The sequence below is a fragment of the Paraconexibacter algicola genome, assembly GCF_003044185.1.
In the GTDB taxonomy this organism is placed as follows: Bacteria; Actinomycetota; Thermoleophilia; order Solirubrobacterales; family Solirubrobacteraceae; genus Paraconexibacter; species Paraconexibacter algicola.
The window spans coordinates 140,486-166,719 of record NZ_PYYB01000004.1 but is presented as its reverse complement, the minus strand read 5'-3'; the positions used below and the strand labels follow the sequence as shown (position 1 = coordinate 166,719).

Annotated in this window: 27 protein-coding genes, 1 tRNA gene and 1 riboswitch; of the genes, 6 read left to right on the top strand and 22 right to left on the bottom strand. The window is 73.0% G+C overall.

Going from position 1 to position 26,234, the window contains the following annotated elements:
• Nucleotides 1–5: 5 nt before the first annotated feature.
• The 8 genes from carB to mscL form a co-directional block, all read right to left on the bottom strand.
• Nucleotides 6–3,119, bottom strand: a complete 3,114-nt coding sequence (gene carB / locus C7Y72_RS20180; RefSeq protein WP_107570996.1) for a carbamoyl-phosphate synthase large subunit — start codon at nucleotides 3,117–3,119, stop codon at nucleotides 6–8.
• A 4-nt stretch (nucleotides 3,120–3,123) separates the two neighbouring features.
• On the bottom strand, nucleotides 3,124–4,266 hold the full coding sequence (gene carA / locus C7Y72_RS20175) for a glutamine-hydrolyzing carbamoyl-phosphate synthase small subunit (protein WP_107570995.1): 1,143 nt from the start codon (nucleotides 4,264–4,266) through the stop codon (nucleotides 3,124–3,126).
• Nucleotides 4,263–5,606 carry a dihydroorotase gene (locus C7Y72_RS20170; RefSeq protein WP_233243938.1) on the bottom strand — a complete coding sequence of 448 codons (1,344 nt, stop codon included), beginning with the start codon at nucleotides 5,604–5,606 and terminating at the stop codon, nucleotides 4,263–4,265. Before C7Y72_RS20170 ends, carA begins: the two co-directional genes overlap by 4 nt.
• A complete protein-coding gene (locus tag C7Y72_RS20165) occupies nucleotides 5,603–6,562 on the bottom strand; it encodes an aspartate carbamoyltransferase catalytic subunit (RefSeq protein ID WP_107570994.1) in 960 nt (319 codons plus the stop codon). The genes C7Y72_RS20170 and C7Y72_RS20165 overlap by 4 nt, the downstream gene beginning before the upstream one ends.
• A complete protein-coding gene (gene pyrR, locus C7Y72_RS20160) occupies nucleotides 6,559–7,107 on the bottom strand; it encodes a bifunctional pyr operon transcriptional regulator/uracil phosphoribosyltransferase PyrR (protein WP_107570993.1) in 549 nt (182 codons plus the stop codon). Before pyrR ends, C7Y72_RS20165 begins: the two co-directional genes overlap by 4 nt.
• Before the next feature lie 109 nt (nucleotides 7,108–7,216).
• Nucleotides 7,217–7,642, bottom strand: a complete 426-nt coding sequence (locus C7Y72_RS20155) for a PASTA domain-containing protein (RefSeq protein WP_107570992.1) — start codon at nucleotides 7,640–7,642, stop codon at nucleotides 7,217–7,219.
• The gene (locus tag C7Y72_RS20150) at nucleotides 7,639–8,598 is read right to left on the bottom strand and encodes a ribonuclease Z (RefSeq protein WP_107570991.1); all 960 of its coding nucleotides are present in this window, start codon (nucleotides 8,596–8,598) and stop codon (nucleotides 7,639–7,641) included. Before C7Y72_RS20150 ends, C7Y72_RS20155 begins: the two co-directional genes overlap by 4 nt.
• 55 nt (nucleotides 8,599–8,653) lie before the next feature.
• Nucleotides 8,654–9,046: a large conductance mechanosensitive channel protein MscL gene (mscL, locus tag C7Y72_RS20145; protein ID WP_107570990.1), complete on the bottom strand. Its 393-nt coding sequence runs from the start codon at nucleotides 9,044–9,046 to the stop codon at nucleotides 8,654–8,656.
• A 162-nt stretch (nucleotides 9,047–9,208) separates the two neighbouring features.
• Between mscL and C7Y72_RS20140 the strand changes: the two genes are divergently transcribed.
• Complete coding sequence (locus C7Y72_RS20140; RefSeq protein WP_158276966.1) at nucleotides 9,209–9,979, top strand: class I SAM-dependent methyltransferase; 771 nt, start codon at nucleotides 9,209–9,211, stop codon at nucleotides 9,977–9,979.
• 63 nt (nucleotides 9,980–10,042) lie between these two features.
• Here the strand turns inward: C7Y72_RS20140 and C7Y72_RS20135 are convergent.
• Nucleotides 10,043–10,115: transfer RNA gene (locus C7Y72_RS20135), tRNA-Arg, on the bottom strand.
• Between the two features lie 146 nt (nucleotides 10,116–10,261).
• Here C7Y72_RS20135 and C7Y72_RS20130 point away from each other — a divergent pair.
• Nucleotides 10,262–10,699 carry a group I intron-associated PD-(D/E)XK endonuclease gene (locus C7Y72_RS20130; protein ID WP_146175476.1) on the top strand — a complete coding sequence of 146 codons (438 nt, stop codon included), beginning with the start codon at nucleotides 10,262–10,264 and terminating at the stop codon, nucleotides 10,697–10,699.
• 48 nt (nucleotides 10,700–10,747) lie between these two features.
• On the opposite strand, the gene C7Y72_RS20125 is transcribed toward C7Y72_RS20130, so the two are convergent.
• Nucleotides 10,748–10,960 carry an RNA-binding S4 domain-containing protein gene (locus tag C7Y72_RS20125; protein ID WP_107570987.1) on the bottom strand — a complete coding sequence of 71 codons (213 nt, stop codon included), beginning with the start codon at nucleotides 10,958–10,960 and terminating at the stop codon, nucleotides 10,748–10,750.
• 65 nt (nucleotides 10,961–11,025) lie between these two features.
• On the opposite strand from C7Y72_RS20125, the gene C7Y72_RS20120 reads away from it, so the two are divergent.
• Nucleotides 11,026–11,340, top strand: coding sequence for a hypothetical protein (locus C7Y72_RS20120; protein WP_107570986.1), 315 nt, complete (start codon nucleotides 11,026–11,028; stop codon nucleotides 11,338–11,340).
• 2 nt (nucleotides 11,341–11,342) lie between these two features.
• On the opposite strand, the gene C7Y72_RS20115 is transcribed toward C7Y72_RS20120, so the two are convergent.
• The 6 genes from C7Y72_RS20115 to C7Y72_RS20090 form a co-directional block, all read right to left on the bottom strand.
• A complete protein-coding gene (locus C7Y72_RS20115; protein ID WP_107570985.1) occupies nucleotides 11,343–12,050 on the bottom strand; it encodes a hypothetical protein in 708 nt (235 codons plus the stop codon).
• Complete coding sequence (ligD, locus tag C7Y72_RS20110; RefSeq protein ID WP_107570984.1) at nucleotides 12,047–14,452, bottom strand: DNA ligase D; 2,406 nt, start codon at nucleotides 14,450–14,452, stop codon at nucleotides 12,047–12,049. Before ligD ends, C7Y72_RS20115 begins: the two co-directional genes overlap by 4 nt.
• The gene (locus tag C7Y72_RS20105) at nucleotides 14,449–15,183 is read right to left on the bottom strand and encodes an acyltransferase (protein ID WP_107570983.1); all 735 of its coding nucleotides are present in this window, start codon (nucleotides 15,181–15,183) and stop codon (nucleotides 14,449–14,451) included. The genes ligD and C7Y72_RS20105 overlap by 4 nt, the downstream gene beginning before the upstream one ends.
• A gap of 30 nt (nucleotides 15,184–15,213) precedes the next feature.
• Complete coding sequence (locus C7Y72_RS20100; protein WP_107570982.1) at nucleotides 15,214–15,492, bottom strand: ubiquitin-like small modifier protein 1; 279 nt, start codon at nucleotides 15,490–15,492, stop codon at nucleotides 15,214–15,216.
• Nucleotides 15,493–16,731 carry a threonine synthase gene (thrC, locus tag C7Y72_RS20095; RefSeq protein WP_107570981.1) on the bottom strand — a complete coding sequence of 413 codons (1,239 nt, stop codon included), beginning with the start codon at nucleotides 16,729–16,731 and terminating at the stop codon, nucleotides 15,493–15,495.
• A 55-nt stretch (nucleotides 16,732–16,786) separates the two neighbouring features.
• Nucleotides 16,787–16,890, bottom strand: a riboswitch (SAM riboswitch).
• A 56-nt stretch (nucleotides 16,891–16,946) separates the two neighbouring features.
• Complete coding sequence (locus tag C7Y72_RS20090) at nucleotides 16,947–17,546, bottom strand: hypothetical protein (RefSeq protein WP_107570980.1); 600 nt, start codon at nucleotides 17,544–17,546, stop codon at nucleotides 16,947–16,949.
• 137 nt (nucleotides 17,547–17,683) lie between these two features.
• Here C7Y72_RS20090 and C7Y72_RS20085 point away from each other — a divergent pair, with 137 nt between their 5' ends.
• Nucleotides 17,684–18,679: a magnesium transporter CorA family protein gene (locus C7Y72_RS20085; RefSeq protein WP_107570979.1), complete on the top strand. Its 996-nt coding sequence runs from the start codon at nucleotides 17,684–17,686 to the stop codon at nucleotides 18,677–18,679.
• 12 nt (nucleotides 18,680–18,691) lie between these two features.
• On the opposite strand, the gene C7Y72_RS20080 is transcribed toward C7Y72_RS20085, so the two are convergent.
• Complete coding sequence (locus C7Y72_RS20080; protein WP_107571171.1) at nucleotides 18,692–19,423, bottom strand: class I SAM-dependent methyltransferase; 732 nt, start codon at nucleotides 19,421–19,423, stop codon at nucleotides 18,692–18,694.
• Nucleotides 19,424–19,472: 49 nt separating this feature from the next.
• Here C7Y72_RS20080 and C7Y72_RS20075 point away from each other — a divergent pair, with 49 nt between their 5' ends.
• Nucleotides 19,473–20,432, top strand: coding sequence for a glycosyltransferase family 2 protein (locus C7Y72_RS20075; protein ID WP_158276965.1), 960 nt, complete (start codon nucleotides 19,473–19,475; stop codon nucleotides 20,430–20,432).
• A 37-nt stretch (nucleotides 20,433–20,469) separates the two neighbouring features.
• Nucleotides 20,470–21,462, top strand: a complete 993-nt coding sequence (locus tag C7Y72_RS20070; RefSeq protein WP_107570977.1) for a diacylglycerol/lipid kinase family protein — start codon at nucleotides 20,470–20,472, stop codon at nucleotides 21,460–21,462.
• Here the strand turns inward: C7Y72_RS20070 and C7Y72_RS20065 are convergent.
• Genes C7Y72_RS20065 through C7Y72_RS20045 form a run of 5 tightly spaced genes read right to left on the bottom strand, consistent with a single transcriptional unit; the run spans nucleotide 21,423 to nucleotide 26,131 of the window.
• A complete protein-coding gene (locus tag C7Y72_RS20065; protein WP_158276964.1) occupies nucleotides 21,423–22,439 on the bottom strand; it encodes a CobW family GTP-binding protein in 1,017 nt (338 codons plus the stop codon). The genes C7Y72_RS20070 and C7Y72_RS20065 overlap by 40 nt on opposite strands.
• A 17-nt stretch (nucleotides 22,440–22,456) precedes the next feature.
• Nucleotides 22,457–23,050, bottom strand: a complete 594-nt coding sequence (locus C7Y72_RS20060; RefSeq protein ID WP_158276963.1) for a GNAT family N-acetyltransferase — start codon at nucleotides 23,048–23,050, stop codon at nucleotides 22,457–22,459.
• Nucleotides 23,043–23,303: a hypothetical protein gene (locus tag C7Y72_RS20055; RefSeq protein ID WP_107570974.1), complete on the bottom strand. Its 261-nt coding sequence runs from the start codon at nucleotides 23,301–23,303 to the stop codon at nucleotides 23,043–23,045. The genes C7Y72_RS20060 and C7Y72_RS20055 overlap by 8 nt, the downstream gene beginning before the upstream one ends.
• Nucleotides 23,304–23,804 carry a hypothetical protein gene (locus C7Y72_RS20050; protein ID WP_107570973.1) on the bottom strand — a complete coding sequence of 167 codons (501 nt, stop codon included), beginning with the start codon at nucleotides 23,802–23,804 and terminating at the stop codon, nucleotides 23,304–23,306.
• A gap of 2 nt (nucleotides 23,805–23,806) precedes the next feature.
• Complete coding sequence (locus C7Y72_RS20045) at nucleotides 23,807–26,131, bottom strand: RelA/SpoT family protein (protein WP_233243937.1); 2,325 nt, start codon at nucleotides 26,129–26,131, stop codon at nucleotides 23,807–23,809.
• Between the last annotated feature and the right edge of the window lie 103 nt (nucleotides 26,132–26,234).

Genomic DNA, 26,234 nt, shown 5'->3' with positions numbered 1-26,234 from the left:
CCGGCCTACGCGGTCGCGCCGTCGCGGTCGTGGATCTCCTGCAGCGACAGCGGCTCGGGCTCCCCCGTGCGGGCGGCCGCGATCGCGCGCGCCGCCGCCAGGCCACCCGAGAGCGTCGTCAGGCACGGGATCCCGCGGGCGATCGCCGCGCTGCGGATCTCGTAGCCGTCGGTGCGCGCCCCCGAGCCGGTGGGGGTGTTGACGACAAGCTGCACGTCACCGCGCTCGATCCAGTCGACCACGTGCGGGGACCCCTCGCCGATCTTGTTGATCGCCTCGGCCGGGATGCCCATGCGGGCGATCGCCGCCGCCGTCCCGGTCGTCGCGATGATCTTGAAGCCCTGGTCGTGCAGCGTCTGGGCGATGGCGACCGCGGCCGGCTTGTCGGTGTCGGCGACCGTGATGAACACCGTACCCTCGCTCGGCAGCGACGCGCCCGCCGCCGCCTGCGCCTTGGCGAACGCCGCCGGGAAGTCGCGGGCGATGCCCATGACCTCGCCGGTCGAGCGCATCTCCGGACCCAGGAGCGCGTCCGAGCCGTCGAAGCGGTCGAACGGCAGGACCGCCTCCTTGACGCTGACGTGGTCGAAGACGCGGTCGTCGGCCGGCAGCTGCAGGTCGGCGAGCGACTCGCCGAGCATCAGCCGGCAGGCCATCTTCGCGAGCGGCACGCCGATCGCCTTCGACACGAACGGCACCGTCCGCGACGCGCGCGGGTTGGCCTCGATCACGTACAGGCGCCCGCCGTGCACCGCGAACTGCACGTTCAGCAGGCCGACGACACCGAGCCCGAGCGCGATCCCGCGCGCCTGCTCGCGCAGCTGCTGGAGCATCTCGCCGCCCAGCGAGTGCGGCGGCAGCACGCAGGCCGAGTCGCCGGAGTGGATCCCGGCCTCCTCGACGTGCTGCATGATCCCGCCGACCCACACGTCGGTGCCGTCGCACAGCGCGTCGACGTCGACCTCGATCGCGTTCTCGAGGAACCGGTCGAGGAAGATCTCGCCGCGCTCCACGCCCTCCGGCGGGGCGTGCCGCGCGAGGTAGTCGCGCAGGCCCTCGACCGAGTAGACGATCTCCATCGCGCGGCCGCCGAGCACGTAGCTCGGGCGCACCAGCAGCGGGAAGCCGACCTGCTCGGCCGCCTCGAGCGCCTCGGCGACGGAGTGCGCGGTCGCGTACGGCGGCGCCTCGTAGCCCAGCTCGGTGAGCAGCGCGCCGAAGCGACCGCGGTCCTCGGCGAGGTCGATCGCGTCGACGCTCGTGCCGAGGATCTGGACCCCGGCCTCCATCAGCCCGGCCGCGAGCTTCAGCGGCGTCTGGCCGCCGAACTGGACGATGACGCCCTCGGGCTGCTCGAGCTCCAGCACGCCGAGCACGTCCTCGAGCGTCAGCGGCTCGAAGTAGAGGCGGTCGGAGGTGTCGTAGTCGGTGGAGACCGTCTCCGGGTTGCAGTTGATCATCACCGCGTCCCGCCCGGAGGCCCGCACGGTCATCGCCGCGTGCACGCAGCAGTAGTCGAACTCGATGCCCTGCCCGATCCGGTTGGGGCCTGCGCCGAGGATCACGACGCTGCGGTTCGTGCCGCGGTCGACCTCGTGGCGCGGCGCGCCGTCGGCGGTCGGCCGCTCCCAGCCGGAGTAGAAGTACGGCGTGGTGGCCGGGAACTCCGCGGCGCAGGTGTCCACCGACTTGAACGTCCGCACGCCGGCGAACGCCGCGTCGGGCTCGTGCGCGAGCTGCTCGAGCTCGGCGAGGAACCACGGGTCGATCTTCGTCACCGCGTGGATCTCCGCGGTCGACGTGCCGCGGCGCAGCGCCTCCATCAGCACGTCGTAGCGCTCCGAGGACGGGCGCTCCAGCGACGCGACGAGCTCCTCGGTGGACCGCTCCGCCAGGTGCGGGATCGCGTCGAGCTCGCGCGAGCGCATCGCCTTCGCGAAGGCCTGGCCGAAGGTCCGGCCGATCGCCATCGCCTCCCCCACGCTCTTCATGTGCGTGGACAGCTCGGCGTTGGCGCCGCTGAACTTCTCGAACGCGAACCGCGGCCACTTCACGACGACGTAGTCGATCGTCGGCTCGAAGCTCGCCGGGGTCGACATCGTGATGTCGTTGTCGATCTCGTCGAGCGCGTAGCCGACGGCGAGCCGCGCCGCGATCTTCGCGATCGGGAAGCCGGTCGCCTTCGAGGCCAGCGCCGAGGACCGCGACACGCGCGGGTTCATCTCGACGATGAGGATCTCCTCGGTCTCCGGGTTGACCGCGAACTGCACGTTGGAGCCGCCGGTCTCGACGCCGACCGCCCGGATCACCTGGATCGCCTGGTCGCGCAGCTGCTGGTAGAGCGCGTCGGTCAGCGTCTGCTGCGGGGCGACGGTCACCGAGTCGCCGGTGTGGACGCCCATCGGGTCGACGTTCTCGATCGAGCAGACGATCACGACGTTGTCGCGGTTGTCGCGCATGACCTCGAGCTCGTACTCGCCCCAGCCCAGGACCGACCGGTCGATCAGCACCTGCGTGATCGGGGACGCGTCGAGGCCGCGCTCGACGATCGCGCGGAACTCCTCCGGCGTCCGGGCGATGCCGCCGCCGCGCCCGCCGAGCGTGAACGCCGGGCGGATGATCGCGGGCAGGCCGATCCGCTCCTGGAAGGTCAGGGCCTCCTCGATCGTCGTGGCGATCTCGGACTCCGGCATCTTCAGGCCGGCCTGCTCCATCGCGGCCCGGAAGAGGTCGCGGTCCTCCGCGCAGCAGATCGCGTCGTAGTTCGCGCCGATCAGCTCGACCCCGAGGCGGTCGAGCGTCCCGTCCTCGTACAGGGCCTTCGCGAGGTTCAGCGCGGTCTGGCCGCCGAGCGTCGGGAGCAGCGCGTCGGGCTTCTCCTTCTCGATGATGCGGGCGACCGGGCCCGGGAGCAGCGGCTCGACGTACGTGGCGTCGGCGAACTCCGGATCGGTCATGATCGTCGCCGGGTTGGAGTTCACGAGGACGACCTCGTAGCCCTCCTCGCGCAGGACCTTGCAGGCCTGCACGCCGGAGTAGTCGAACTCGGCCGCCTGGCCGATGACGATCGGGCCGGAGCCCAGGATCATGATGCGCTTCAGGTCGTTGCGGCGGGGCATCGGGCTACGCCTCCCGGACGGCGTCGAGGAACCGGTCGAACTGGTAGAGCGCGTCGTTGGGCCCCGGACCGGCCTCGGGGTGGTACTGGACGGTGGCGCTCTCGACGTCGAGCAGCTCGAGGCCCTCGACGGTGCGGTCGTAGAGGTTGACGTGGGTCAGGGCCGCGGCCCCGAAGTCCGTCTCCCAGCGCACCGGCTCGTCGACCTCGATCCGCACGCCGCCCGCGGGGGCGGTGACCGCGAAGCCGTGGTTCTGGGAGGTGATCTCGATGCGCTGCGTGCGGAGGTCCTTCACCGGGTGGTTGCCGCCCCGGTGACCGAACGGCAGCTTCGTCGTCTCGAGGCCGACCGCGCGGCACAGCAGCTGGTGCCCGAGGCAGATCCCCCAGACCGGCTTGCGGCCGATCAGCCCGCGGACGGTCTCGACGACGTGGTCGAGCGCCGCCGGGTCGCCGGGACCGTTGGCGAGGAAGAACGCGTCGGCGTCGGTGGCCAGCAGCTCCTCGGCGCTGACCGTGCAGGGGTGCAGCGTGACCTGCGCGCCGCGCTGGACGAGGTGGCGGACGATCGAGCCCTTGATGCCGGTGTCGATCGCGTGGACGCGCACGAGGCCCGAGGGGTGCGGCGCGCCGCCGTGCACGGTCGCCTCCGCGGGGGTCACCTCGCGGGCGAGGTCGCGGCCGGTCATCGGCGGCTCCGCGGCGATCCGCTGGCGCGCCTCGTCCTCGCTCATCGAGGCCGGGAAGACGCCGCCCGGCATCGACCCCGCCTCGCGGATGTGCCGCACGAGCGCGCGCGTGTCCACGTCGGTGATCGCCGGGACGCCGCAGTCGACGAGCCAGTCCAGCCAGCCGCGCTCGGCGGTCGGCGCGTCCTCGGTGTTCGTGGCGGCGCGCATGATCACCGCGCGCGCGTGGATGCGGTCGCTCTCCATCGCCGCCTCGCACACGCCGTAGTTGCCGATGTGCGGGTAGGTGAACGTGATGAGCTGGCCGGCGAACGACGGGTCGGTCACCGACTCCTGGTAGCCGGACATGCCGGTGGTGAAGACGACCTCACCCACGGCGTGGGTGTCGGCGCCGCAGGCGATCCCGTCGAAGCGGGTGCCGTCGGCGAGCAGGACGTAGGCGGTGGCGGTAGCGGTCACGAGCTGGTGGTCTCCGGGGTCCGGTGGACGACCGCGCCGGCGGCGACGGTCAGCAGGACGCGACCGTGCAGGCGGCGTCCGGCGAAGCAGTTGTTGGCCGAGCGGGAGTGGTAGCCGTGCTCTCCCACGGTCCACTCCTGCGCGAGGTCGAGCAGCGTGAGGTTGGCGGGGGCGCCGACCTCCACGCGCGGGGTGAGCAGGTCCAGCAGCGCGAGGCCGCTGGTGAGCTTCTCGACGACGAGCGCGAGCGGCAGCACCCCGGGCAGCACGAGGTCGGTGTAGACCGAGGCGAACGCGGTCTCCAGGCCGGTCGTGCCCATCGGCGCCTGCTCGAACGGGACCTCCTTCTCGTCCCGGGCGTGCGGCGCGTGGTCGGTGGCGATGCAGTCCACCGTGCCGTCGAGCAGTCCGGCGATCAGCGCCTGGCGGTCCTCCTCGGTCCCCAGCGGCGGGTTCATCTTCTTGGCGGTGTCCAGCGACTCGCGGATGCTCTCGTCGGTGAGGCAGAGGTGGTGCGGCGACGCCTCGCAGGTGACCTGCACGCCGCGGGCCTTCGCGTCGCGGATCGCGCGGACCGAGTCGATCGAGCTGAGGTGCTGCATGTGCACGCGCGCGCCCTCGTAGCCGGCGATCGCGCAGTCGCGCGCGACCATCGTCGACTCCGAGATCGACGGGATGCCGCCGACGCCGAGCAACGCGCTGACCGCGCCCTCGCGCATCGAGCCGCCCGCGCTCAGGGTCGGGTCCTCCTCGTGCAGCGCGATCACGCCACCGCAGAGCTTCTGGTACCGCAGCGCCTTGCGGAGCATCCCGGCGCTGACGACCGGCCGGCCGTCGTCGGTGAACCCGACCGCGCCCTCCTCGCGCAGCTCGGCCATGTCGGTGAGCTCGTGGCCCTCCATGTTCCGCGTGATCGCGGGCATCACGCCGACCGGGATCCGCGCGTGCCGCGCCGCCTCCTCGCGCAGCGACCGCAGCAGCGGGGCGCTGTCGAGGACCGGCGTGGTGTTCGGCATGCAGACGAGCGCGCAGTAGCCGCCCGCGGCACCGGAGCGGGTGCCGGTGTCGAGGTCCTCCTTGTGCTCCTGCCCGGGGGTGCGCAGGTGCACGTGCGGGTCGACGAACGCCGGGAACAGGTGGCGGCCGGTCCCGTCGATCTCCTCGGCGCCGTCGGGGACGACCGCCAGGCCGGGCTGGGCGATCTCCGCGATCACCCCGTCGCGCACGAGGACGTCCATCGGTGCGTCGATGCCGGTGCGCGGATCGAGGACGTGCGCGCCGCGGACGACGAGCGTGGCGGCCGGGCCGGCGCGGTGGACGAGTGGCTGGGCGGTGCTCACGAGGCGACTCCCTGCTGGGTGGACGGCACGGGCGCGACCTCCGGTGGCTGCGGCGCGCGCGAGCCCGCGAGCACCTCGTAGAGGACCGCCATCCGCACGACGACCCCGGCCTCCACCTGCATGGTGATCACGGCCTGCGGGGAGTCGACGACCTCGCCGCTGAGCTCGACGCCGCGGTTGACCGGGCCGGGGTGCATGACGATCTGCTGCGGGTCCAGGCGCCGCGCGTTGATCTGGTACTGGGCGGCGTACTCGCGCAGCGACGGCACGTAGCTGTCGTGCATCCGCTCGTTCTGCATCCGCAGCGCGTAGATGACGTCCGCCTCCTCGATCCCCGCGAGCGTGTAGGAGACCGCGCACGGGAGCGCGTCCTCGATGTCGCGCGGCAGCAGCGTCGGTGGCCCGCAGACGGTGACCTGCGCGCCCATCTTCGCGAACGCGAGGATGTTCGAGCGGGCGACGCGGCTGTGCAGGACGTCCCCGACGATCCAGATGCGGCGCCCGTCGAGGCTGCCGAGCCGGCGGCGCAGCGTGTAGACGTCCAGCAGCGCCTGGGTCGGGTGCTCGCGCTTGCCGTCGCCGGCGTTGACGATCGACGCGTCGGTCCAGCCGCTGACGAGGTCGGCGCTGCCCGCCCACGGGGTGCGGATCACGATCGCGTCCGGCTTGTGCGAGGAGAGCGTCAGCACCGTGTCCTTCAGCGACTCGCCCTTCTCGACGCTCGAGCCGCTCGCCGCGAAGTTCACGACGTCGGCGGAGAGGCGCTTGGCGGCGAGCTCGAACGAGCTGCGCGTCCGCGTCGACGCCTCGTAGAAGAGGTTCAGGACGGTCCGGCCGCGCAGCGCCGGGACCTTCTTGATCTCGCGGTCGCCGACCTCGGCGAACGAGGCGGCGCGGTCGCAGATGCGCTCGATCGCGGCCCGGTCGAGGTCGTGGATCGACAGGAGGTGCTTCATGAGGGGTCCTCCGTGGTGATCGTGACGCCGTCGTGGCCGTCGAGCTCCTCGACGGCGACGTTCACGCGCTCGCTGCGCGCGGTCGGCAGGTTCTTCCCGACGTAGTCGGGGCGGATCGGCAGCTCGCGGTGGCCGCGGTCGGCGAGGACCGCGAGCTGCACGCGCGCGGGGCGCCCGTAGTCGAACAGCGCCTCGATCGCGGCGCGGACCGTGCGCCCGGTGAAGAGGACGTCGTCGACGATGACGACGCTGCGGCCCTCCATCGGGAAGTCGATCTTCGACGCGAGGATGACGGGGCCGCCGTCGCGCGTGGCGACGTCGTCGCGGTAGAAGCTGATGTCGAGCTCGCCGAGCGGGACGTCGGCGTCGAGCAGGTCGGCGAGCAGGCGCTGCAGCCGGGCGGCGAGGACGGCGCCCCGACGGTGGATCCCGACGATCGCGAGCCGGTCGGGCTCGCCGTGCTTCTCGACGATCTCGTGGGCGATCCGCACGAGCGTGCGGCGCATGGCGTCGCCGTCGAGGACGACCTTCTGCGGGTGCGGCATGGGCTCCTTCCTGGCCTCACGGGACCGGGTTAAAGGACACCCCGGACCCTACCAGCGGTCCAGGCGGACCGCCCGCCGGCGCAGGCGCCGCGGCCGCACCGTGCGGGCTTCAGCGACGTTCGATCGCGACCTGGACGGTCGAGCCCTGCTCGAGCTGGCCGCCCGGCTGCGGCGACTGCTCGACGACCTGCCAGTTGGACTCCTCGATGACCCCGAACAGCCCGCCGCCCTCGACGTCGGTGTCGAACCCGGAGCGCTCGAGCCGCTGGCGGGCGACGTCCAGCGGCTGGCCGACGACGTCGGGGACCGCGGTCGTGACGATCACCGTGCCGCCGTTGGTCACCGGCCCGGGCACCGTCCGCGTGACGGTCGTCGTGCGCGCGACCGTGACCGTCTCGGTCGACCGGCCCTTCGCCCCGCCCAGCGCGGCGACGAGCAGGATCCCGACGAGGAACCCCGCCGCGCCGGTGAGCACGAGCCCGAGCGTCGAGAAGCGCCGCTCCGGGGGCGGCTGCACGCGGGTCGGCTCGGTCATGCGGCGGTCTCCTGGGGCGTGGCGGGCTCGGGGCGCGCCGGGCGGACGAGCTCGGGCGGCCCCTTCTCGGGGAACGGGACGACGACGTGGTCGTGGTCGCGCGGCAGCTCGGTGCGCGCGAACACCGCGCGCGCCTCCTCGCGCAGCGCGCGCGGGTGGTAGCGCTGCGAGACGTGCGTGAGCGCGAGCAGGCCGACGTCCGCCTCGGCCGCCAGCTCGGCGGCCTGCCGGGCGGTGGTGTGACCGGTCTCGCCCGCGCGCGCGAGGTCCTCGTGCAGGAACGTCGACTCGTGCACGAGCAGGTCGGCCCCGGCGGCGTGCGCCCGGACCGCGTCGCACGGCCGCGTGTCGCCGCTGAGCACGATCCGCCGGCCGCGACGGTCCTCGCCGATCACCTGGTCGGGCGTCACGCCGTCCACGGTCTCCCCCGCCTGCAGCCGCCCGAAGTCGGGCCCGGGCCGCACGCCCAGGGCGACCGCGCGCTCGGCGTCGAACCGGCCGGGGCGGTCCTCCTCGACGATCGCGTAGCCGAACGCGCGCCCGCGGTGCTTGACGTTGAACGCCTCGATCTCGTAGCCGTCCCACTCCAGGACGTCGCCCGCCTCGAGGTCGGTGATCGTCAGCGGGTAGCCGAGGCGCCCGTAGGTGGGACGCACGGACTGCAGCAGCGCGGCGGTCCCGGGCGGGCCGTAGAGGAGCAGCTCGCGGTCGCGGTCGCGCAGGTCGAACGACTTGAACAGACCGGGCAGGCCCAGCCAGTGGTCGATGTGGTGGTGGGTGAGGAAGATCGCGTCGAGCTCGACGAGCCCGACCGAGCGGATCAGCTGGCGCTGGGTGCCCTCGCCGCAGTCGAACAGGATGCGGTCACCGCCGGCGCGCAGCAGCGTCGCGGGCAGCCCGCGCCGCGCGGTCGGGACGGAGCCGGCCGTGCCGGCGAAGTGCAGGGAGAGGTCCACCGCCAGCGAGCGTAGCGACGCCGCGGCGGCGGTGGACCCGCCCGGGGTGCGTCGCCTACAGGCCGCGCTCCTGCTGGGCCTTGAGGAGGTCGCGGATCTCCGTGAGCAGGACGGTCTCGTCGGTGGGGGCCGGCGAGTCGCTGTCGGCCTTCTTGCCGCGCTCGGCGAGCGTCTTCATCGGCAGGACGATGACGAAGTAGATGACGGCGGCGACGATCACGAAGTTGATCAGCGCCGTGATCGTGGTGCCGATGATGATCTTGCCGTCACCGATCTCGATCCCCGCGGTGTCGAAGTTCGGGGTGCCGCCGATGACGCCGATCAGGCCACCGATGAAGTCGTCGGCGAACGCCTTGACGACGGCGCCGAACGCGGCCCCGATGATGACCGCGACGGCGAGGTCGATGACGTTGCCGCGCATCAGGAACTCCTTGAAACCCTTGACCATGGTGCACCTCCGGTGTGCTGTGGGGAACGGTCTGTGGTTGGGGTGGCGCGACCCTATCCACCGTCCCGGTGGACCGTGTGGCGGAATCGTGGCCGCGCCGTGGCGGTGCGGGCGCGCCGCTCGCGGGCTGCTCGCCGACGGGTGACAGGTACCCTGCCCCGCGTGCCGTCCCCTTCCCCCGACGTCCGCGAGCGCGTCCTCGCCCATCCGGCCTGGTACCACACGCTCGAGCTCGCGCCCGACCTCGTCACGCCCGGCTTCTGCGACCTGCGCCCGTTCGCGCCCGAGGCGCTGCCCGCCTCGACGGCGGGCCTGCGCTGCCTGGACGTCGGCACCTTCGACGGCTTCTGGGCGTTCGAGCTCGAGCGGCGGGGGGCCGCGTCGGTGCACACGCTCGACCTGCCGGACGGCACGCAGGCGGACTGGCCGCCGAACACGCGGGCGCTGAACCTCGCCGACACGGAGGCGTCCGGCCTGCAGTGGGGCACCGGCTTCCTGCTCGCGCACGAGGCGCTCGGCTCGTCGGTGCAGCGCGTGCTCGGCACGGTCTACGAGCTCGAGCAGGCGTGGACCGACGGCCCGGTGGACCTCGTGCTGTGCGGGACGATCCTGCAGCACCTGCGCGACCCCGTCGGCGCGCTGGAGCGGATGGTCGACGTGCTCGCCCCCGGCGGCGAGCTGCTGATGATCGAGGCGTACTCGGTGCCGCTCACGCGTCGCCATCCCCGTCGCGCGGTCGCCGAGTACCGGCCGATCGTGCCCGGCTCGCGCTACACGTGGTGGCTGGGCAACCTCGCGACGCTGCGCGGCTACGCGGCGACCGTCGGCCTCGAGCCGATCGGCGACGGCAGGCCCGTCACCCACCGGCCGCTGCGCGGCGCCGGCAAGGGCGACCACGTCGCCCGCCTGCGGTTCCGCAAGCCCGCCGCCTAGCCCGCCGGTCCGGCCTCTTCCCGGAACGGCGAAACCCCGCACCGAGGCGGGGTTTCGACGAGGCGCGCCCGGTAGGATTCGAACCTACGACCTCTCGCTCCGGAGGCGAGCGCTCTATCCACTGAGCTACGGGCGCCGGGGCGGCGACGATAGCGGATTTGCGCGCGCGGCGATGCGAACACGTGTTCTGTCCGCTGCGCGACGGACACTTCGCCTCATCGACCCCCGTGACGTTCGACCCGAGACCCCGGTGGCATGCCGTGCCGCTGCACGGGCCGCCTGATGGACACTCGCACCGCCGGTGACGTCGCGGAGGCCGCGGTCCTGCACGCGCTCACGGCGGCCGGGCTGGTCGTGCTCACGCCGTTCGGCCGGTTCGGCCCGTACGACCTCGTGGTCGAGACGGCGCCCGGCACCTTCGTCCGCGTCCAGGTGAAGTCCGGGCGGATCCGCAACGGCTGCGTCGAGTTCAACTGCTGCGGGACGGACCACGGCCGGGGCGTCGGGTCCTACGCAGGCCGGGCGGACGTGTTCGCCGTGCACGTGCACGCGACCGGCGAGCAGTTCGTCGTGCCGGTGGCGCAGGCGCGGGCCACCAGGATGTACCTGCGCCTCACGCACCCGGCCAACAACCAGGTCCGCGGCGTCCGCTTCGCGCGCGACCACCGACTCCAGGACTGGGTCCTGCGTCAGTGCGAGCAGGGCCGGGTCGACGCGTGACCGACGGCGGCAGGGGTCGGGTGGGCCCCGGGGACGGGCACGAGCCCGTCATGTCGCGACGAGCCGCAGCTCCTCCCCGTTCACCACGACGACGTCCCCCGGGACCAGCTGGCGGCCCCGGCGGCTCTCGGGCTCCCCGTTGACGGTGATCTCCGCCTCGTCGAGGAACCAGCGGACCTCCCCGCCGCTGTCGACGAGATCGGCGAGCTTCAGCAGCTGGCCGAGCCGGATCATGCCGTCACGCAGGGGGATCTCGCGCATGCCCGCAGCATGGCACGCCGGCGCGCGCAGACCCCTTGACGAGAGTGCGAACATACGTTCGCTCCATGACGTCCAACGGTTCCGCCTACGCCCGCTTCCGCCGCGCCCTGCAGAGCGGCAACCTCACGCTCGTGCGCACCGCGGCGGCCGAGCTGCCGAACGTCTCGCTGGACGACGCGCTGCACGTCTGCGTGCTGCTGCGCGACCGCGAGCCCGAGCGCTACGAGCGCGCCGCGGTCCGCTGGATCGCCCGCTTCTGCGTCGAGCGGCGGGACGTCTCGATCGAGGACGTCGACCAGGCGTCGCAGGCGTTCGCGCTCATGCGCGAGGACCCCGAGCGTGCGCTGCTCGCCCTGCAGGCGCTGTGCGCCGGGGTCTGAGGCTAGCCCAGCCCGGCGTACCAGCCGCCGAACGCCAGGGTGACGAGCGCGAGCAGGGGCATCCCGACGATGTCGTAGGCGGGAGCGAGGCCGCGCCGCTCCAGGACCCACGCGTAGGCCCCGGTGCAGAGCGCCATCGATACGACGCTCATCGGGGCGAACGCGCAGAGGGCGACCGCGGCCTGCGCGGTCGACGGGAGCGCGGCCAGGAGCAGCAGGGCGATCGCGCCCGTGCCGCCGAGCCCGTGCACGACGCCGATGGCCGCGGAGCGCGCCGCCGTCCGCGTGGGTGGCGGCACGTCGTGGGCACCGCTGCCCAGCGTGCCCGCAGGCCGTCGGCGGCGGCGTGACCAGCGAACGAGGACTCTGGCCGCGAGCAGCATGATCACGACGCCGACGGTCTTCTCCGCCGCGACCTCGACGCTGCCGGGCATCCCGCGTTCGAGCAGGATCAGCGGCAGGCCGAGTGCCACGAGCACGGTCGCATGTCCCGTCCCCCACCAGGCACCCAGGCGGATCGCCTCCCGGCTCCCCGCCTCCTGCCCGGAGAGCAGGGCGGTCACCGCGAAAAGATGGTCCGGGTCGGTGGCGTGCCGCAGCCCGAGCAGGAGCGCCAGCAGGACGACCACGACGAGCCCAGCGCCGTCGAGGCCGCCCGACAGCCAGGCGTCGAGCTCCTCGAGCGGTCCGTACAGCCCGTGGAAGCTCACGGCACCGGCAGCTCCTGGTCGAGGGTCAGGACGTCGGCCCACACGTCGCCGAGCTCCGCGACACGGGCGAGCACCTCGTCGGGGCCGAGCAGGAACGCGTCGGGGTCACCGGCGTCGAGCAGGTCCTGCAGCTCGTCCCAGGTGAGCGGCGCACTGATCGTGGGACGGTCGTGCGCGGCACGCACCGAGTAGACCGACACGGTCGTCTTGCCGTGCTCGTTCTGCAGCCAGTCGACGAGCACCCTGCCGCGCCGCTCGGCCTTCACCTGCCGCGAGACGACGAGCCCCGGCTCCTCGCGGGCCAGCAGCTCGGCCACCGTGCGGGCGAACGCCTTCGTGTGCGCGTACGGCACGGCGCCCGCGTTCAGGGGCACGTAGACCTGCAGGCCCTTCGATCCGGAGGACTTCACGAACGCGTCGAGGCCGAGCCCGGCGAACATGCCGCGCAGCAGGAACGCCACGCGCGCGCACTCGACCGCCGTGGCGGGCGCGCCCGGATCGAGGTCGAAGGCGAGGATCTCCGCCGTCCCGTCCTCGGCGGACAGGCGGTGCAGCGGGGTGTGCAGCTCGATCGCCGCGAGATTGCCGAGCCACGCGAGCGTCGCCGGCTCCTGGACGAGCAGCTGCGTCGCGGCGACGCCGTCGAGCGTCACGTCGGCCACGGCGACCCAGTCCGGACGGTGACCCGGGGCGCGCTTCTCGAAGAACGTCGGGCCGGTCACGCCGTCGGGCCAGCGGCGCATCGTCAGCGGCCGGTCGGCGAGGTGCGGGACGAGCACCGGCGCGATCTGGGCGTAGTAGCCGATCAGCTCGCCCTTCGTGGTGCCGTCGGGCCACAGCGGCTTGTCGAGGTTCGTGACGCGCAGCTCGCGGCCCGCCGCGGTGACGCGCGTGCCCTTGCCGGCCCCGGGGGCCGCCGGCCCCGCCCCGTCCCCCTCGGGCGCGACGAGCCGCACGAACACGGGATGGCGCAGCACCCCGTCCGGCGTCCAGCCGGTGAAGCGGACCTCGCAGCGCAGGCCCGGGCCGGTGAAGCGCGCGCCGCGCGGCGCGACGGTCCCGCCGCTGGAGGGCGCCAGCGGATCGGCGTCGACCTCGCGCTGTGCGAGCGCGCCCGTCAGCTCGTCGAGGGTCCGCTCGTCGAGGCCGCTGCCGACCCGTCCGACGTAGCGCAGCGGGCCCCCGTCGGGATCGGGCAGGCCGAGGAGCAGGGCGCCGGGGTGGCCGCGACGCCCGCCCTCCCCGGCCGTCCAGCCGGCGATCTCGAACGTCATCTCGCCCGTGAGCTTCACCTTCGTGAACGCGTCGGAGCGGACACCGGGCAGGTACGGGGCCCGGCGGCGCTTGGCCATCACGCCCTCCAGGCCCAGGGCGCGGACCGCCTCCAGCAGCGCCTCGCCGTCCGCCTCCGCCTCCGGCACGGTCACGACGCCCCCGCTGCGCCGCTCGAGCTCCAGCGCCGCGAGCCGCGCGCGCCGCTCCTCGTAGGGCAGCGCGCAGCGGTCGTGGCCGTCGAGCCACAGGAGGTCGAAGACGACGTAGCGGACCGGCTGCTCGCGCACGAGCCGCCGCACCCGTCCCTCGTCGGTGACGTTCAGGCGGCGCTGGAGCGCCGCGAAGCTCGGACGTCCCTCCTCGTCGAAGGCGACGACCTCGCCGTCCAGCACGGCCCGGTGCTCCCCCAACGCCCGCTGCAGCGCCCCGAGCTCCGGGAACCGGCCGGTCACGTCGTTGCCGTTGCGGCTGCGCAGCCGCAGCTGCCCCGGTCGGCTGTGGGCGAGCACGCGCGCGCCGTCCCACTTGATCTCGAACTGCCAGTCGTCCCCGCGCGGCAGCGTGCCGGGACGGGCGAGCATCGGCGCCACGCGGTCCGGGAGCGGCTGGGCGTCGGGGCCCTCCGGGGCGCCCATCCGATGGACCATCCACTGCGCCCCGTCGCGCTCCGGGTCGAGCGTGCGGTCGCGGTCGATGACGAACAGCGCGAACTGCGCGTCGTGGCGCTCGCCGTGCAGGTGGATCTCGATCTTGCCGGGGTCCCACTTCAGGACCTCGTAGGTCCCGCGGTCGCTGATCGTCATCGTGCCCGCGCCGTAGCTGCCGCGCGGGATCTCGCCCTGGAAGTCCAGGTACGCCAGCGGGTGGTCCTCGGTGCGGATGGCCAGGTGGTTGGTGCCGAGGTCGGGCGGCAGGCCATTGGGGACGGCGAAGGAGACGAGCACGCCGTCGCGCTCGAGCCGCAGGTCCCAGTGCAGGCGCGTGGCGTGGTGCTCCTGCAGGACGAAGCGCCGACCCTCCTCCCCGTCCGGCGGGCCCTCCTCCTCCCCGAGACCGGGCTCGGGCGTCCCGGCCGCGTCGCGCTTGGCGCGGTAGCCGCCCAGCCGGTCCGCGGGCGGCGTGCTCACGTCGCCGCGTGCGCCCCGTCGGCGAGGGACTTCAGGACCCGGGCGGGGATGCCGCCGAGGATCGACTGCGGCGGATAGGTGCCGCCGTTGACGACGGCGCCCGCGGCGACGACGGAGTTCTCGCCGATGACGCTGCCGCGCAGCACGACGCCGTTGGTCGACACGAACGAGTTGGCGCCGACGAGCACCGGAGTGCTGCGCACGGGCTGGTCCATGAAGAACGTGTCGCTGCCGTCGAACCCGTGGTCGGAGTCGATCACCGTGACGCGCTCGGCGAGCCCGACCTTCGCGCCGAGCTCCAGGCGCTCCTCGCAGTGCAGCGTGACGTTGCGCCCGCAGATCGCGCGCTCGCCGAGGACGAGCTCGCCGGCGGACTTCAGCTCGCAGCGGTCGCGGATCTGCGCGGCGACGCCGAGGCGGATCGCACCGCCCCACGGCTGCAGCCGCACGCCGTTCTGGAACACGACCCGGTCCCCGAGGTCGATCGTGCCGTCCTTGCCGTGCGCGAGGTCGATCACGAGCCCGGACCCGAGCTTCACCTCGCGGCCGATCCGCAGCGTCAGCGTGCCCGGATAGCCGTCGATCTCGACCGTCGGCAGGCCGAGCAGCCGCGGGACCTCGTCGACCTCGAGGACCAGGCGCCCGCCGAGACGACGCAGACGCGCCGCGGTCACCACCGCCCAGAGGCGGAAGCGCGCGGCGCGCGAGAGCTGCAGGAGGCGTCCGACCATGCGGGTCGGGACGCTACCGGGAGTCGGGGGTCAGCAGCCGCCCGCGACCGCGGGCAGGACCTGCACCTCGGCGCCGTCGGCGACCTTCGTGTCGAGGCCGTCGCCGAAGCGGATGTCGTCGCCGCCGACGTAGACGTTCACGAACCGGCGCAGCGACCCGTCCTCGTCGGCGAGGCGGTCCTTCAGCTCCGGGTGCACCTCGTACACGGCGGCGAGCACCTCGCCGACGGTGGCCCCGTCGACCTCGACGCTGGAGGCGCCGCCGGCGGCGGCACGCAGCTGGGTGGGCAGCTTGACCTTGATGCTCATCTACTTCGCGGCTCCAATCGCGAACGCGTCCTCGAACGCGTCGAACGTGGGATCGATGGTGTGGGTCTCGAACGTGTCGCGGACGGCGTCGAGGGTCTTCAGGCCGTCGCCGGTGATGACGATGACGACGCGCTCGTCGCTGCCGATCTCGCCCTGCTCGGCGAGCTTCTGCAGCACGGCGGTGGTGACGCCGCCGGCGGTCTCGGTGAAGATGCCGGTCGTCTCGGCCAGCAGCCGGATGCCCGCGCGGATCTCGTCGTCGGTGACGGCGGTGACGCCCCCGTCGCTGCGACGGGCGAGCTCGACCGCGTACGGGCCGTCGGCCGGGTTGCCGATCGCCAGCGACTTGGCGATCGTGTCCGGCTTGACCGGGCGGCAGACGTCGTGGCCGGCCTCGTAGGCCTGGGCGACGGGCGAGCAGCCGGTGGCCTGGGCGCCGTTCATCTTCGGCAGCGAGCCGGTGATGAGGCCGAGCTCCAGCCACTCCTCGAAGCCCTTGGCGATCTTCGTGAAGAGCGAGCCGGACGCGATCGGCGACACGATGCGGTCCGGGGTCTCCCAGCCGAGCTGCTCGGCGATCTCGTAGGCGATCGTCTTAGAGCCCTCGGCGTAGTAGGGGCGCATGTTGACGTTCACGAACGCCCAGCCCTCACGCTCGCCGCTGACCTCGGTGCAGAGGCGGTTGACGTCGTCGTAGTTGCCGTGGATGGCGACGACGTTCGTGCCGTACACGCCCGTGGCGAGGATCTTCTGCTCCTCGAGGTTCGCGGGGATGAAGACGTAGGACTCCATCCCGAGCGCGGCGGCCTGGGCGGCGACGGCGTTGGCGAGGTTGCCGGTCGAGGCGCAGGCGAGCACCTCGAAGCCGAGCTCGCGGGCCCGGGCGGTCGCGACCGACACCACGCGGTCCTTGAACGAGTGCGTGGGGTTCGCGGTGTCGTTCTTGACCCAGACCTCCTTGATCCCGAGCCGCTCGGCGAGCAGGTCCGCCTTGATCAGCGGCGTGCAGCCGGCCGGCAGGCCGACCTGCGGCGGGCCGCCGGCGAGCGGCAGGAAGTCCGCGTAGCGCCAGACGCTCTGCGGGCCCGCCTGGATGCGGCGGCGGGCCTCCGCCACGTCGGTGACGGGCTTGTGGGCGTAGGAGACCTCCAGCGGGCCGAAGCACCGCTCGCAGACGTAGTGGGCCTCCAGCGGGTACTCGGTCTTGCACTCCCGGCACTTCAGCGCTTCTGCAGCCATCAAAAAACCTCCGTCGGGTGGCGGAGGTTCCGGGAGGCGGTGCCTTGGAGCTCCGGCCACATCTGTCAGGAATTGGCACCTTTCGCGAGCGCTGGACGAGCCGCTCTCGTGGTTGCCGGGGTTTCATCGGGCCAGTCCCTCCACCCCTCTGGATGTGTCCAGCTATGTGCCGCGGAGTCTACACACCGTCGCGGGCGGGACCAAGCCCGTCCGGATCAGCGTCGCCACGTGCGATCGAACGTGCCGTCGAACGCTCCGACGTCGTCGTTCCCGTCGTTGTTGTGCTGGCGACCGAGCAGTCGACCGTCCGCGCCGCGGGCGATCACGCCGTTGCTCGCCGCCCGGACCCGACCGGCAGGGAGCAGCACCGCGAACACCGTCCGCCGGCTGCCCGGCCGCGAGCGCCCCAGGCGCACGACGGCGCGCCGTCCGCCGCGCAGCGGCAGCTCGACGGCACGGGCGGCCGGGATCGCGGCCCCGTACACGACGTCGTGGGCGCCGTCGCGCTCCGCACGGACCTCCACCGCCCAGCCGGCCACGAACCGGGTGCTCCTCCCGGACCGGGGACCGCGGACGCTCAGCGTCGGGCAGCGCGCCGACGGGCAGTCGGCCGGACCGACGGGCTGCCGCACCTCGGCGACGACGATCGGCCCGTCTTCGGCGCGCAGCACCCGTACGAGGCGTGCCCGTGCACCGTCACCGTTCGCGCGCTCGATCTCGGCGAGCCGGCCGGCGACGGGGTCCGGCGTGGCGGACCCGCAGCCCCCGAGGGCGACGACGGCGAGCGCAGGGAGGAGACGGCCGATCCGTGGCATGCCTGCTGCAACGCGCGTCGTGCCGCGAACTGGCGGCCCGCTTCACCGCTCGTTCACGTCCGGGGGTTCAGGCCAGGACGGGACGGCGGTAGGATGGAGGGCGGTGCCCCCGATGACCGACGAGCCCCGAAGTCCCGATGCCCAGCCTGCCCAAGCCCCGCCTGCGGCGGCCGGCTCGCGGTCGCGGCTCGGCCGTCGCGCACGCTCCGGAGCCTGAGACCCCGAACGTCGAGGTCGTCGAGCACGACGGCCTGCGCTGGGTGAACATCGTCCAGCCGCGCCAGGTCGACCGGGCGTGGCTGGAGGAGCACTTCGCCTTCCACCCGCTCGACTACGAGGACGTCTTCTCGCGCAACCAGCGCCCGAAGGTCGACGAGTACGAGGACTACCTGTTCGTCGTCCTGCACTTCCCCGCCTTCGACAAGCAGGTTGGCCGGCTGAACGCCGCCGAGGTCGACGTGTTCGTCGGCCCCGATTTCGTGATCACGCTGCCCAACCAGCCGATCCAGCCGCTGGAGTACCTCTTCACCCAGGCCCAGCAGCGCGACGACGTCCGCGCGTCGCTGTTCGGCAAGGGCGCCGGCTACCTGCTCTACAAGATCGTCGACGACTGCGTCGACGCGTCGTTCCCGATGCTGCGCAAGATCGGCAACAAGCTCGAGCGGCTCGAGGAGGACATCTTCGAGGGCCGCTCCGGGGAGATCGTGCGCGACCTCTCCAACGCCAAGCAGGAGATCATCAACTTCCGCAAGATCGTGCGGCCGCAGCGCTCCGCGCTCGCCGACCTCGAGCGCACGAAGCGGTACATCCCCGACGACCTCGACATCTACTTCGACGACATCAACGACGCGTCGGAGCGGATCTGGGACATGCTCGAGAACTTCAAGGAGGTCGTCGAGGGCCTCGAGAGCACGAACGAGTCGGTGCTCTCGCACCAGCTCAACGACGTCCTGCGCGTGCTCACCGCGTTCAGCGCCGTGATGCTGCCGCTGACGTTCGTGGCGAGCATCTTCGGGATGAACGTGCACGTCCCCGGCCAGGACTCGATCACCGCGTTCTGGATCGTGATCGCGTTCATGGTCGGGCTGCTCGGCGGGATGTTCTACCTGTTCCGCCGCCGCGGCTGGCTGTGACCGTCCGGCCGCTCAGGCGGCCTTGACGGCGCGCTCGAGCAGGTACTGCGTGCCCTGCCCGCTGCGGTGCTCGCTGCGCAGCCCGGCGTCCGCCAGCGCCTCGTCCAGCTGCTCGAGCGTCACGGCGGACCCGAGCCAGGCCGGATCGTCGGTGCCCTTCGGCACGCGGCCGAGCAGCCGGTCGCGCAGCCGCGGACGCGGCACGTCCGCCCGGTCGGACCGGTGCACCGACGGGTCGTTGCTCAGCTGGATGCACAGCCAGCCGCCCGGGCGCAGCACCCGACCGAGCTCGCGCACGTAGCCGAGCGTGATCCGCGGGTCGGGGATGTGCTGGAAGACGACGAACGAGATCGCCACGTCGACGCTTCCGTCCGGCAGCGGCAGCGACACGCCGTCCCCCTGGTGCAGCTGCACGTTGGCGTGGGAGCCCAGCAGCCGGCGGGCGCGGTCGAGCATCTCCGCGCTGACGTCGACGCCGTGGACCTGCACCGAGCGCTGCGCCAGGACGCGCGTGAACCGGCCGACGCCGCAGCCGACGTCCAGGGTCGTGGCGCCCGGGTCGATCGCCGGGGCGCCCGCGCGCGTGAAGAGCTCGTCCAGCAGCCGCTCGCCCTCCGCCCAGAACCAGGTCTCGTCGCCCTCGGCGCGCGCCGGGTCGTAGCGCAGGCGGTCGTCGACGAAGAACAGCGCGTCCTCGCGGGCGCGCTCGTCCCAGAACTCGGCCATGTGGCGGGGGTCGGACATCACGGCCACCGTACCGAGCGCCGCGCCGCCGGGTACCGTCCCCCGCGCGATGAGCCCTCGGACCGTCAGCGTCGTCGTGCCCGCGCGCAACGCCGCCGCGACGCTCTTCGCTCTGCTCGACGCGCTCGCCGCGGTCCGCGCACCCGAGGGCTGGACGGTCGAGCACGTGCTCGTGGACGACCGCTCCACCGACGCCACCGCGGCGCTCGCGGCCGCGCACCCGCTCCCGGTCACGGTGCTCGCGAGCACCGGGGTCGGGCCTGCCGCCGCCCGCAACCGGGGCGCCGCGCACGCCCGCGGCGAGGTCCTCGCGTTCACCGACGCCGACTGCGCCCCCACCCCCGACTGGCTCGCGGCCGGCCTGCGCGCCCTCCACGACGGCGCCGAGCTCGTGCAGGGCGCGGTCGGCCCGCCGCCCGACGTGCCGGTCGGCCCCTTCGACCGCACCGTGCGCGTCGGGCAGCCGACCCAGCTGTACGAGACCGCGAACCTGCTCGTGACCCGGGCGCGGTTCGACGCGCTCGGCGGCTTCGAGAGCTGGCTGGGCACCGCCACCGCCAAGGAGCTCGGGGAGGACGCGTGGTTCGGCTGGCGCGCGGTCCGGGCGGGCGCGCGCGTCGCCTTCGCCCCCGACGCGCTCGTGCACCACGCCGTGCTGCCGGGCACGGCCCGCTCGTTCGTGCTCGAGCGGGCGCGGCTGCGGTTCTTCCCCGCGCTCGTCGCCCGCATCCCCGAGCTGCGTGACGGCTTCTGCTTCCGGCGGCTGTTCCTCACCCGGCGCAGTGCCGCGTTCGACCTCGCGGCGGTCGCGACCGTCGCCGCCGTCGTGCGGCGGCGCCCGTGGCCGCTGCTGGCGGCCGTCCCGTACGTGCGGATCCTCTGGCCGCACGTGCGGCCCTGGGGCGTCCGGCGCGGGCCGGCGGTCGCCGCCGCGAACGTCGCAGCGGACGCCGTCGGCGCGGCGAGCCTCGCCGCCGGGTCCGTGCGGGCCCGCACCCCGCTGCTCTAGCCCGTAACGCGGGCGCGCGACGGGAGTAGGTCGAGTCGTGGCCGCCCCGCTCCAGCTCCAGTCGCTCGAACGTCTCGGTGATGCGTTCGCCAGCGATCGCCCGGTGCAGCGCAAGCGCATGCTGGTGATCGTCAACCCGTACGCGACGACGGTCAGCGACCGCCTGCGCAACCTCGTCGTCTACGCGCTGCAGGGCCGCTACGACGTCGACGCGATCGACACGCAGAAGCGCGACCACGCCACCGAGCTGTGCCGCGAGGCGGCCGCCGAGGGCTACGACGTCGTCGTCGCGTTCGGCGGGGATGGCACGCTCAACGAGGCCGCCAACGGCCTCGCCGGCTCCTCCACCCCGCTGACCACGCTCCCGGGCGGGGCGACCAACGTCTACTGCAAGATGCTCGGCATCCCCGGCGACATCGTCGACGCGACCGAGCACCTGCTGCGGATCGCCGACACGTGGGCGCCGCGCAAGGTCGACCTGGCGAAGGTCAACGACCGCTGGTTCACGTTCTCCAGCGGCGTCGGGCTCGACGCCAGCGTCGTCGCGCGCGTCGACGCGCACCCGCGGATGAAGCGCCGCTTCGGGCCGTTCTACTTCACCTACGCGGGCGTCACGACGTTCGTGAAGGACTACGTCGTCAGGCCGCCGCGGCTGGAGGCGGTGCTGCCGGACGGGACCGTGCACCCGGGGGTCACCGCGATCATCCAGAACAGCGACCCGTTCACGTTCTTCAAGGACTACCCGATCGCGCTCGTGCCCGGACAGCGGCTCGACTCCGGGACGCTCAGCGGCATCGTGCTCCAGCGCACCACGCCGACGGTCATGCCGGGGATCATGTTCCGTCTCTTCTCGCCGCGGGCGCAGATCACCGGTCACCGGGCGGTCAGCAGCTTCCAGTCCGTGCCGACGGTGACGATCCGCAGCACCGACGACCGCCCGCTGCCGCTGCAGGTCGACGGGGACTCCATCGGCGTCGTGGACGAGGCCGTCTACGCGCTGACGCCCGGCGCGCTGACCGTCGTCGCCTGACCCGCTCCCGGCGCGCGGTCCGGCCGCGCGCCGGCGCACCCGTCGAGCTCTGCCTGCAGCGCCACCGGGTCGAGGTCGGTGCCGATCACGACGAGGCGGCTCCCCCGCGCCGACACGGGACCACGGGCCTCCGCGAGCGCGACGCCCTGCGGCGTGCCCTGCACCACCACGGGACGGCGCCGTCCGCGGACCGCGACGACGCCCTTGACCCGCAGGACCCCGGGGCGGCGCACCGCCTCGCGGACCCAGATCTCGAGCCGGTGGGCGTCCAGCGGCGTCGCGACGCGCAGCGCGTGCGCGGCGAACCCGTGCCCGTCGCCGGCCGCGGAGGAGGCGGACGGGTCGGACGCCCGCGGCGCGTCGATGACCGGCGGTGCGCCGGTCGCGCCGGGCGCGAGCACCGCGGGGTCGTCCAGGCCGGCGACGAACCCGGCGTGCGGCGCGTGCTCGCGGACGCGCCGCCGCACGGCGGCGAGGCGCGGCCCCGAGACGCGGTCGGCCTTGGTCAGCAGCACCTGGTCGGCGAAGCGCAGCTGGCGCCCCCAGACGTGGGGCAGCAGGTCCGCCGCCGCGACCGCGGGCACGTCGACGACGCACACGGTCGCGGCGATCCGGATCGCGCCGCGGACCGCCGGGACCTGGAACGCCTGCGCGATCGGCACGGGATCCGCGATCCCGGAGGCCTCCACCACGACGAGGTCGAGCTCGTCGGTGCGCTCGGCCAGCAGCTCCAGCGCCGACGAGAGCGCGCCGCGGACCGTGCAGCAGGCGCAGCCGCCCGCGATCTCGACCACGCGCGCGGCCCCCTGCAGCAGGTCGCTGTCGACGCCCTCGGCGCCGGCCTCGTTCTCGATCACGCCCACGCGCAGGTCGGGCCGGGCCGCCATGAGGGCGTTCAGCGCGGTGGTCTTGCCCGCACCGAGGAAGCCGGTGAGGAGCAAGGCGGGCAGCGGACGGGTCGACGCGACGGATCCCATGATGAGACATCGTCTCATCATGGGATGCTGGGCGCTCGACCGGGGGCCGGGGCGCTCGGAAGGTCGCTGGGCAGCAGCGACAGCAGCACGAGGTCGATGCGCTCGCCGCGGTGCTCCTGCACCGACCGCATCACGCCCTCGCGGACGTAGCCGGCGCGCTCCCCGACGGCCAGGGACGGCGCGTTGCGCTGGTCGATCCGCAGCTCCAGCCGCGCGAAGCCGCCGTCCGTGAGCGCCCAGCGGCTCAGGAGGCGCAGCGCGCTCGTGAGCACGCCGCGCCCGCGGCCCCACGGCGCCAGCCAGTACCCGACCTCGGCCCGGTGCTCCTCGAGCACGACGCGCAGCAGCGAGATCGAGCCGAGGAAGCGGTCGTCGACCGGGTCGGCCAGCGCGAACACCAGCTCAGCGCCGTCCGCCTGCGCCCGGGGCTGCCCGTCGAGGTAGCGGCGCACCTCGTGCGGCGGGTTGCCCTCCGGGATCCGCGTCCACCGGGGCACCTCCGGGTCCTGCATCCCGAGGTGCACGTCGGGCAGGTCCTCCACACGCCACCGGCGCAGGACGACCCGCTCGTCGCGCAGCGGCCCCGCCGGGCGGACGAGCCGCTCAGGCACGCCGCTGCCCACGCCACCAGGTGACGTAGGCGGACTGGGCGAGCACCGCGAGCCCGACGCCGAGCAGGAGGTGCTCCTCCCCCAGCGCGCTGACCACGAACAGGAACGGGAAGGCGATCAGCAGGTAGCGCAGGGCAGGCGGGCGCTCCAGCGTCGCGACCGACACGCCCGCCGTCCGCGCGGTGCGGACCTCCTGGTAGGCGGCGAGCGCGAGGCACAGCAGCCCCGCGAGCGAGGTGACCAGCGCAGCCATCTAGTCGATGACCAGGCCCAGCTGGATGCTCACGACCTTCTTCGACGTCTTCCCGATGCGGAAGTCCGTGACGGTCTGCCCGGGCGTGAGGCGCCCGACCATGCAGATGCGGAACCGGCCCGCGTACGTCGAGCAGCGCAGCCCCTTGACCTTGCGGCGCAGCGTCTTCTCGGTCGTGCCGACCCCCACTCCGGAGCTCGTGCGCTGCTTCTTCGAGGTCGTCGAGATCGAGAACACCGATCCCTCCTCGCCGCCGCTGATCGACACCTTTGTCAGGCCGTAGCGCAGCTCGTCGTAGGAGCCCATGATGTCGTCGGGCCGCGTCGTGACCTTCTGCGGGGCGCCGAGGACCGCCTCGACCTGCGCGCGGGTCATGCCCGGCGAGATGCCCGCCAGCGACTGCTGCACGACGAGGTCCGCCCCCGCGGGGGTGGCGGCGAGGGCGCCGGCGGCGGTCAGGGCCGCGAGGGTCACCACGGTGGTCCGGCGGGTGGTGCTCATGCTCATCCTGCTCCCGGTGTGACGCGGTACGCGTCGAACACGCTGTCGATGTTGCGCAGACGGGTGATCGTGGCCTTCAGGGCCTTGGTGTCGCCGACCTCGACGACGAAGCGGTTCTGCACCATCGGGGGGCTGACGATGCAGCGGGCCTCGACGATGTTCAGCCCACCCTCGGCGAAGGTCCGCGAGAGGTCCTCCAGCAGGCGGTGGCGGTCCCAGGCGTCGACCTGCAGCTCGACGCGGAACGAGCTCTCGTGGTCGCCCTCCCAGTGCACGCGCACGAACCGCTCCGGGTCCTTTCGCAGCGCCGCGGAGTTCGGGCAGTCGTCGCGGTGGATCGTGATGCCACGGCCGAGGCTGACGTAGCCGACGATCGGGTCGCCCGGAACCGGACGGCAGCACTTCGCCAGGCGCAGCTGCACGTTCTCGACGCCCTCGACCACGATGCCGTAGCTCGAGGACGTCCCGGTCGGCTGCCGCCGCTGGCGCCGGGTGGAGATGAGCGACTCGGCCGCCGTCTCCTCCCCCTCCGCGGCCTCGCCGGCCTTCAGCCGCGCGAGCACCTTGTTCGTGACGACCTTCGGGCTGATCTTCGCCGCGCCGAGCGCGATGTAGAAGTCGTCGGCCTTCTTGAAGCCCATCTCGCGGATCACGTCCGCCAGCAGCGGCGATCCGGTGATCTTCTGGGCGGGCAGGCCGGCCTTCTTGAACTGCTCCTGCAGCAGGTCGCGGCCGGTGTGCTCGGTGTCCTCGCGCGACTCGGCCTTGAACCAGGCCTTGATCTTGTTCCGCGCACGGGTCGTGCGCACGAGCGCCAGCCAGTCGCGGGACGGCCCACGGTCGCGCTTGGAGGTGAGGATCTCGACGATGTCGCCCGAGCGCAGCTCGTAGTGCAGCGGCACGATCTTGCCGTTCACGCGCGCGCCGACGCAGCGGTGCCCGACGTCGGTATGCACCTCGTAGGCGAAGTCCAGCGGTGTCGCCCCCGCCGCCAGCGACTTCACCTCGCCCTTCGGCGTGAAGACGAAGACCTCCTCGGTGACGAGCTCGGCCTTCACCTGCTCCATGAACTCGCGCGGATCGGCGTCGTCCTGCTGCTCGTCGAGCATCGACCGCAGCCAGTCGAGCTTCTCCTTGCCGTTGGCCGAGACCGGCGGACCGACCGGCCGGCCGCCGTCACGACCCTGCTTGTAGATCCAGTGCGCGGCGACGCCGAACTCCGCCATCGCGTGCATCTCGACGGTGCGGATCTGGATCTCCAGCGGCAGGCCCTCGGGCCCGATCACCGTCGTGTGCAGCGACTGGTACATGTTGAACTTCGGCATCGCGATGAAGTCCTTGAAGCGGCCCGGCAGCGGCTTCCACAGGCTGTGGATGACGCCGACCGCGCCGTAGCAGTCCTTCACCGACTCGACGATGACCCGCATGGCCGTGAGGTCGTAGATCTCGTTGAACTCCCGGCCCTTCTTCGTCATCTTGGTGTAGATGGAGTAGAAGTGCTTGGCGCGGCCGGAGATCTCCGCGTCGATGCCGAGCGCCTCGAGCTCGCGGGCCAGGTAGGCGCCCGCCTTCGAGACGTACGTCTCACGCTCGTCGCGCTGCTGGTTGACCAGGCCCTTGATCTCCTGGTACTTGCGCGGGTGCAGGGTCGCGAACGCGAGGTCCTCGAGCTCCCACTTGATCGCGTGGATGCCGAGCCGGTGCGCGATCGGCCCGTAGATCTCCAGGGTCTCCTTCGCCTTGTCGATCTGCTTCTGCTTCGGCATCGCGGCGATCGTCCGCATGTTGTGCAGGCGGTCGGCGAGCTTGATCAGGATGACCCGGACGTCCGAGGCCATCGCGACCATCATCTTGCGGTAGTTCTCCGCCTGCGCCTCGTCGCGCGACTGGAACGTGATGCCCGTGAGCTTCGTGACGCCGTCGACGAGCGCGGCGACCTCGTCGCCGTAGCGGACGCGGACCTCCTCCAGGGAGGCGGACGTGTCCTCGACCGTGTCGTGCAGGAGCGCGGCGACGAGCGTCTCGGTGTCGAGCCGCATGCCCGCGCAGATCTTCGCGACGCCGACCGGGTGGACGATGAACTCCTCGCCGGACTTGCGGCGCTGGTCGGCGTGGTGCTCGCAGGCGAACACGAACGCGTCCTCGACGCGCTCGCGGTCGACCGCGACGGCCGCGTCGTCCGCGTGCTCCTCGACGATCGCGAAGAGGTCGGACAGCAGCCGCGTCTCGGTCTCGGTGAGGTCCTTGCGGTCGACCGACGGGTGGGTCGCCGGGTCCGCGACCGCGCCCACGGGACGGCGCTCACCGATGTTCGAGCGGTCAGTCACGCGGCGGCGTACGGGTCGTCGTGGCGGTCTCCATCCGGCCCCAAGCGTAGCTCAGGGGTGGGCCGGATCCGATACCTGCCGACGGTCCAGGCGTCCTGCCCGC

Bases quoted from the DNA above. Each gene is read 5' to 3' on its own strand.
- carB (WP_107570996.1), bottom strand. From the start codon at position 3,119: ATGCCCCGCCGCAACGACCTGAAGCGCATCATGATCCTGGGCTCCGGC.
- C7Y72_RS20165 (WP_107570994.1), bottom strand. From the start codon at position 6,562: ATGAAGCACCTCCTGTCGATCCACGACCTCGACCGGGCCGCGATCGAG.
- pyrR (WP_107570993.1), bottom strand. From the start codon at position 7,107: ATGCCGCACCCGCAGAAGGTCGTCCTCGACGGCGACGCCATGCGCCGC.
- C7Y72_RS20155 (WP_107570992.1), bottom strand. From the start codon at position 7,642: ATGACCGAGCCGACCCGCGTGCAGCCGCCCCCGGAGCGGCGCTTCTCG.
- mscL (WP_107570990.1), bottom strand. From the start codon at position 9,046: ATGGTCAAGGGTTTCAAGGAGTTCCTGATGCGCGGCAACGTCATCGAC.
- C7Y72_RS20130 (WP_146175476.1), top strand. From the start codon at position 10,262: ATGGACACTCGCACCGCCGGTGACGTCGCGGAGGCCGCGGTCCTGCAC.
- C7Y72_RS20125 (WP_107570987.1), bottom strand. From the start codon at position 10,960: ATGCGCGAGATCCCCCTGCGTGACGGCATGATCCGGCTCGGCCAGCTG.
- C7Y72_RS20120 (WP_107570986.1), top strand. From the start codon at position 11,026: ATGACGTCCAACGGTTCCGCCTACGCCCGCTTCCGCCGCGCCCTGCAG.
- C7Y72_RS20105 (WP_107570983.1), bottom strand. From the start codon at position 15,183: ATGGTCGGACGCCTCCTGCAGCTCTCGCGCGCCGCGCGCTTCCGCCTC.
- C7Y72_RS20100 (WP_107570982.1), bottom strand. From the start codon at position 15,492: ATGAGCATCAAGGTCAAGCTGCCCACCCAGCTGCGTGCCGCCGCCGGC.
- thrC (WP_107570981.1), bottom strand. From the start codon at position 16,731: ATGGCTGCAGAAGCGCTGAAGTGCCGGGAGTGCAAGACCGAGTACCCG.
- C7Y72_RS20090 (WP_107570980.1), bottom strand. From the start codon at position 17,546: ATGCCACGGATCGGCCGTCTCCTCCCTGCGCTCGCCGTCGTCGCCCTC.
- C7Y72_RS20085 (WP_107570979.1), top strand. From the start codon at position 17,684: ATGCCCAGCCTGCCCAAGCCCCGCCTGCGGCGGCCGGCTCGCGGTCGC.
- C7Y72_RS20080 (WP_107571171.1), bottom strand. From the start codon at position 19,423: ATGTCCGACCCCCGCCACATGGCCGAGTTCTGGGACGAGCGCGCCCGC.
- C7Y72_RS20075 (WP_158276965.1), top strand. From the start codon at position 19,473: ATGAGCCCTCGGACCGTCAGCGTCGTCGTGCCCGCGCGCAACGCCGCC.
- C7Y72_RS20065 (WP_158276964.1), bottom strand. From the start codon at position 22,439: ATGGGATCCGTCGCGTCGACCCGTCCGCTGCCCGCCTTGCTCCTCACC.
- C7Y72_RS20055 (WP_107570974.1), bottom strand. From the start codon at position 23,303: ATGGCTGCGCTGGTCACCTCGCTCGCGGGGCTGCTGTGCCTCGCGCTC.
- C7Y72_RS20050 (WP_107570973.1), bottom strand. From the start codon at position 23,804: ATGAGCACCACCCGCCGGACCACCGTGGTGACCCTCGCGGCCCTGACC.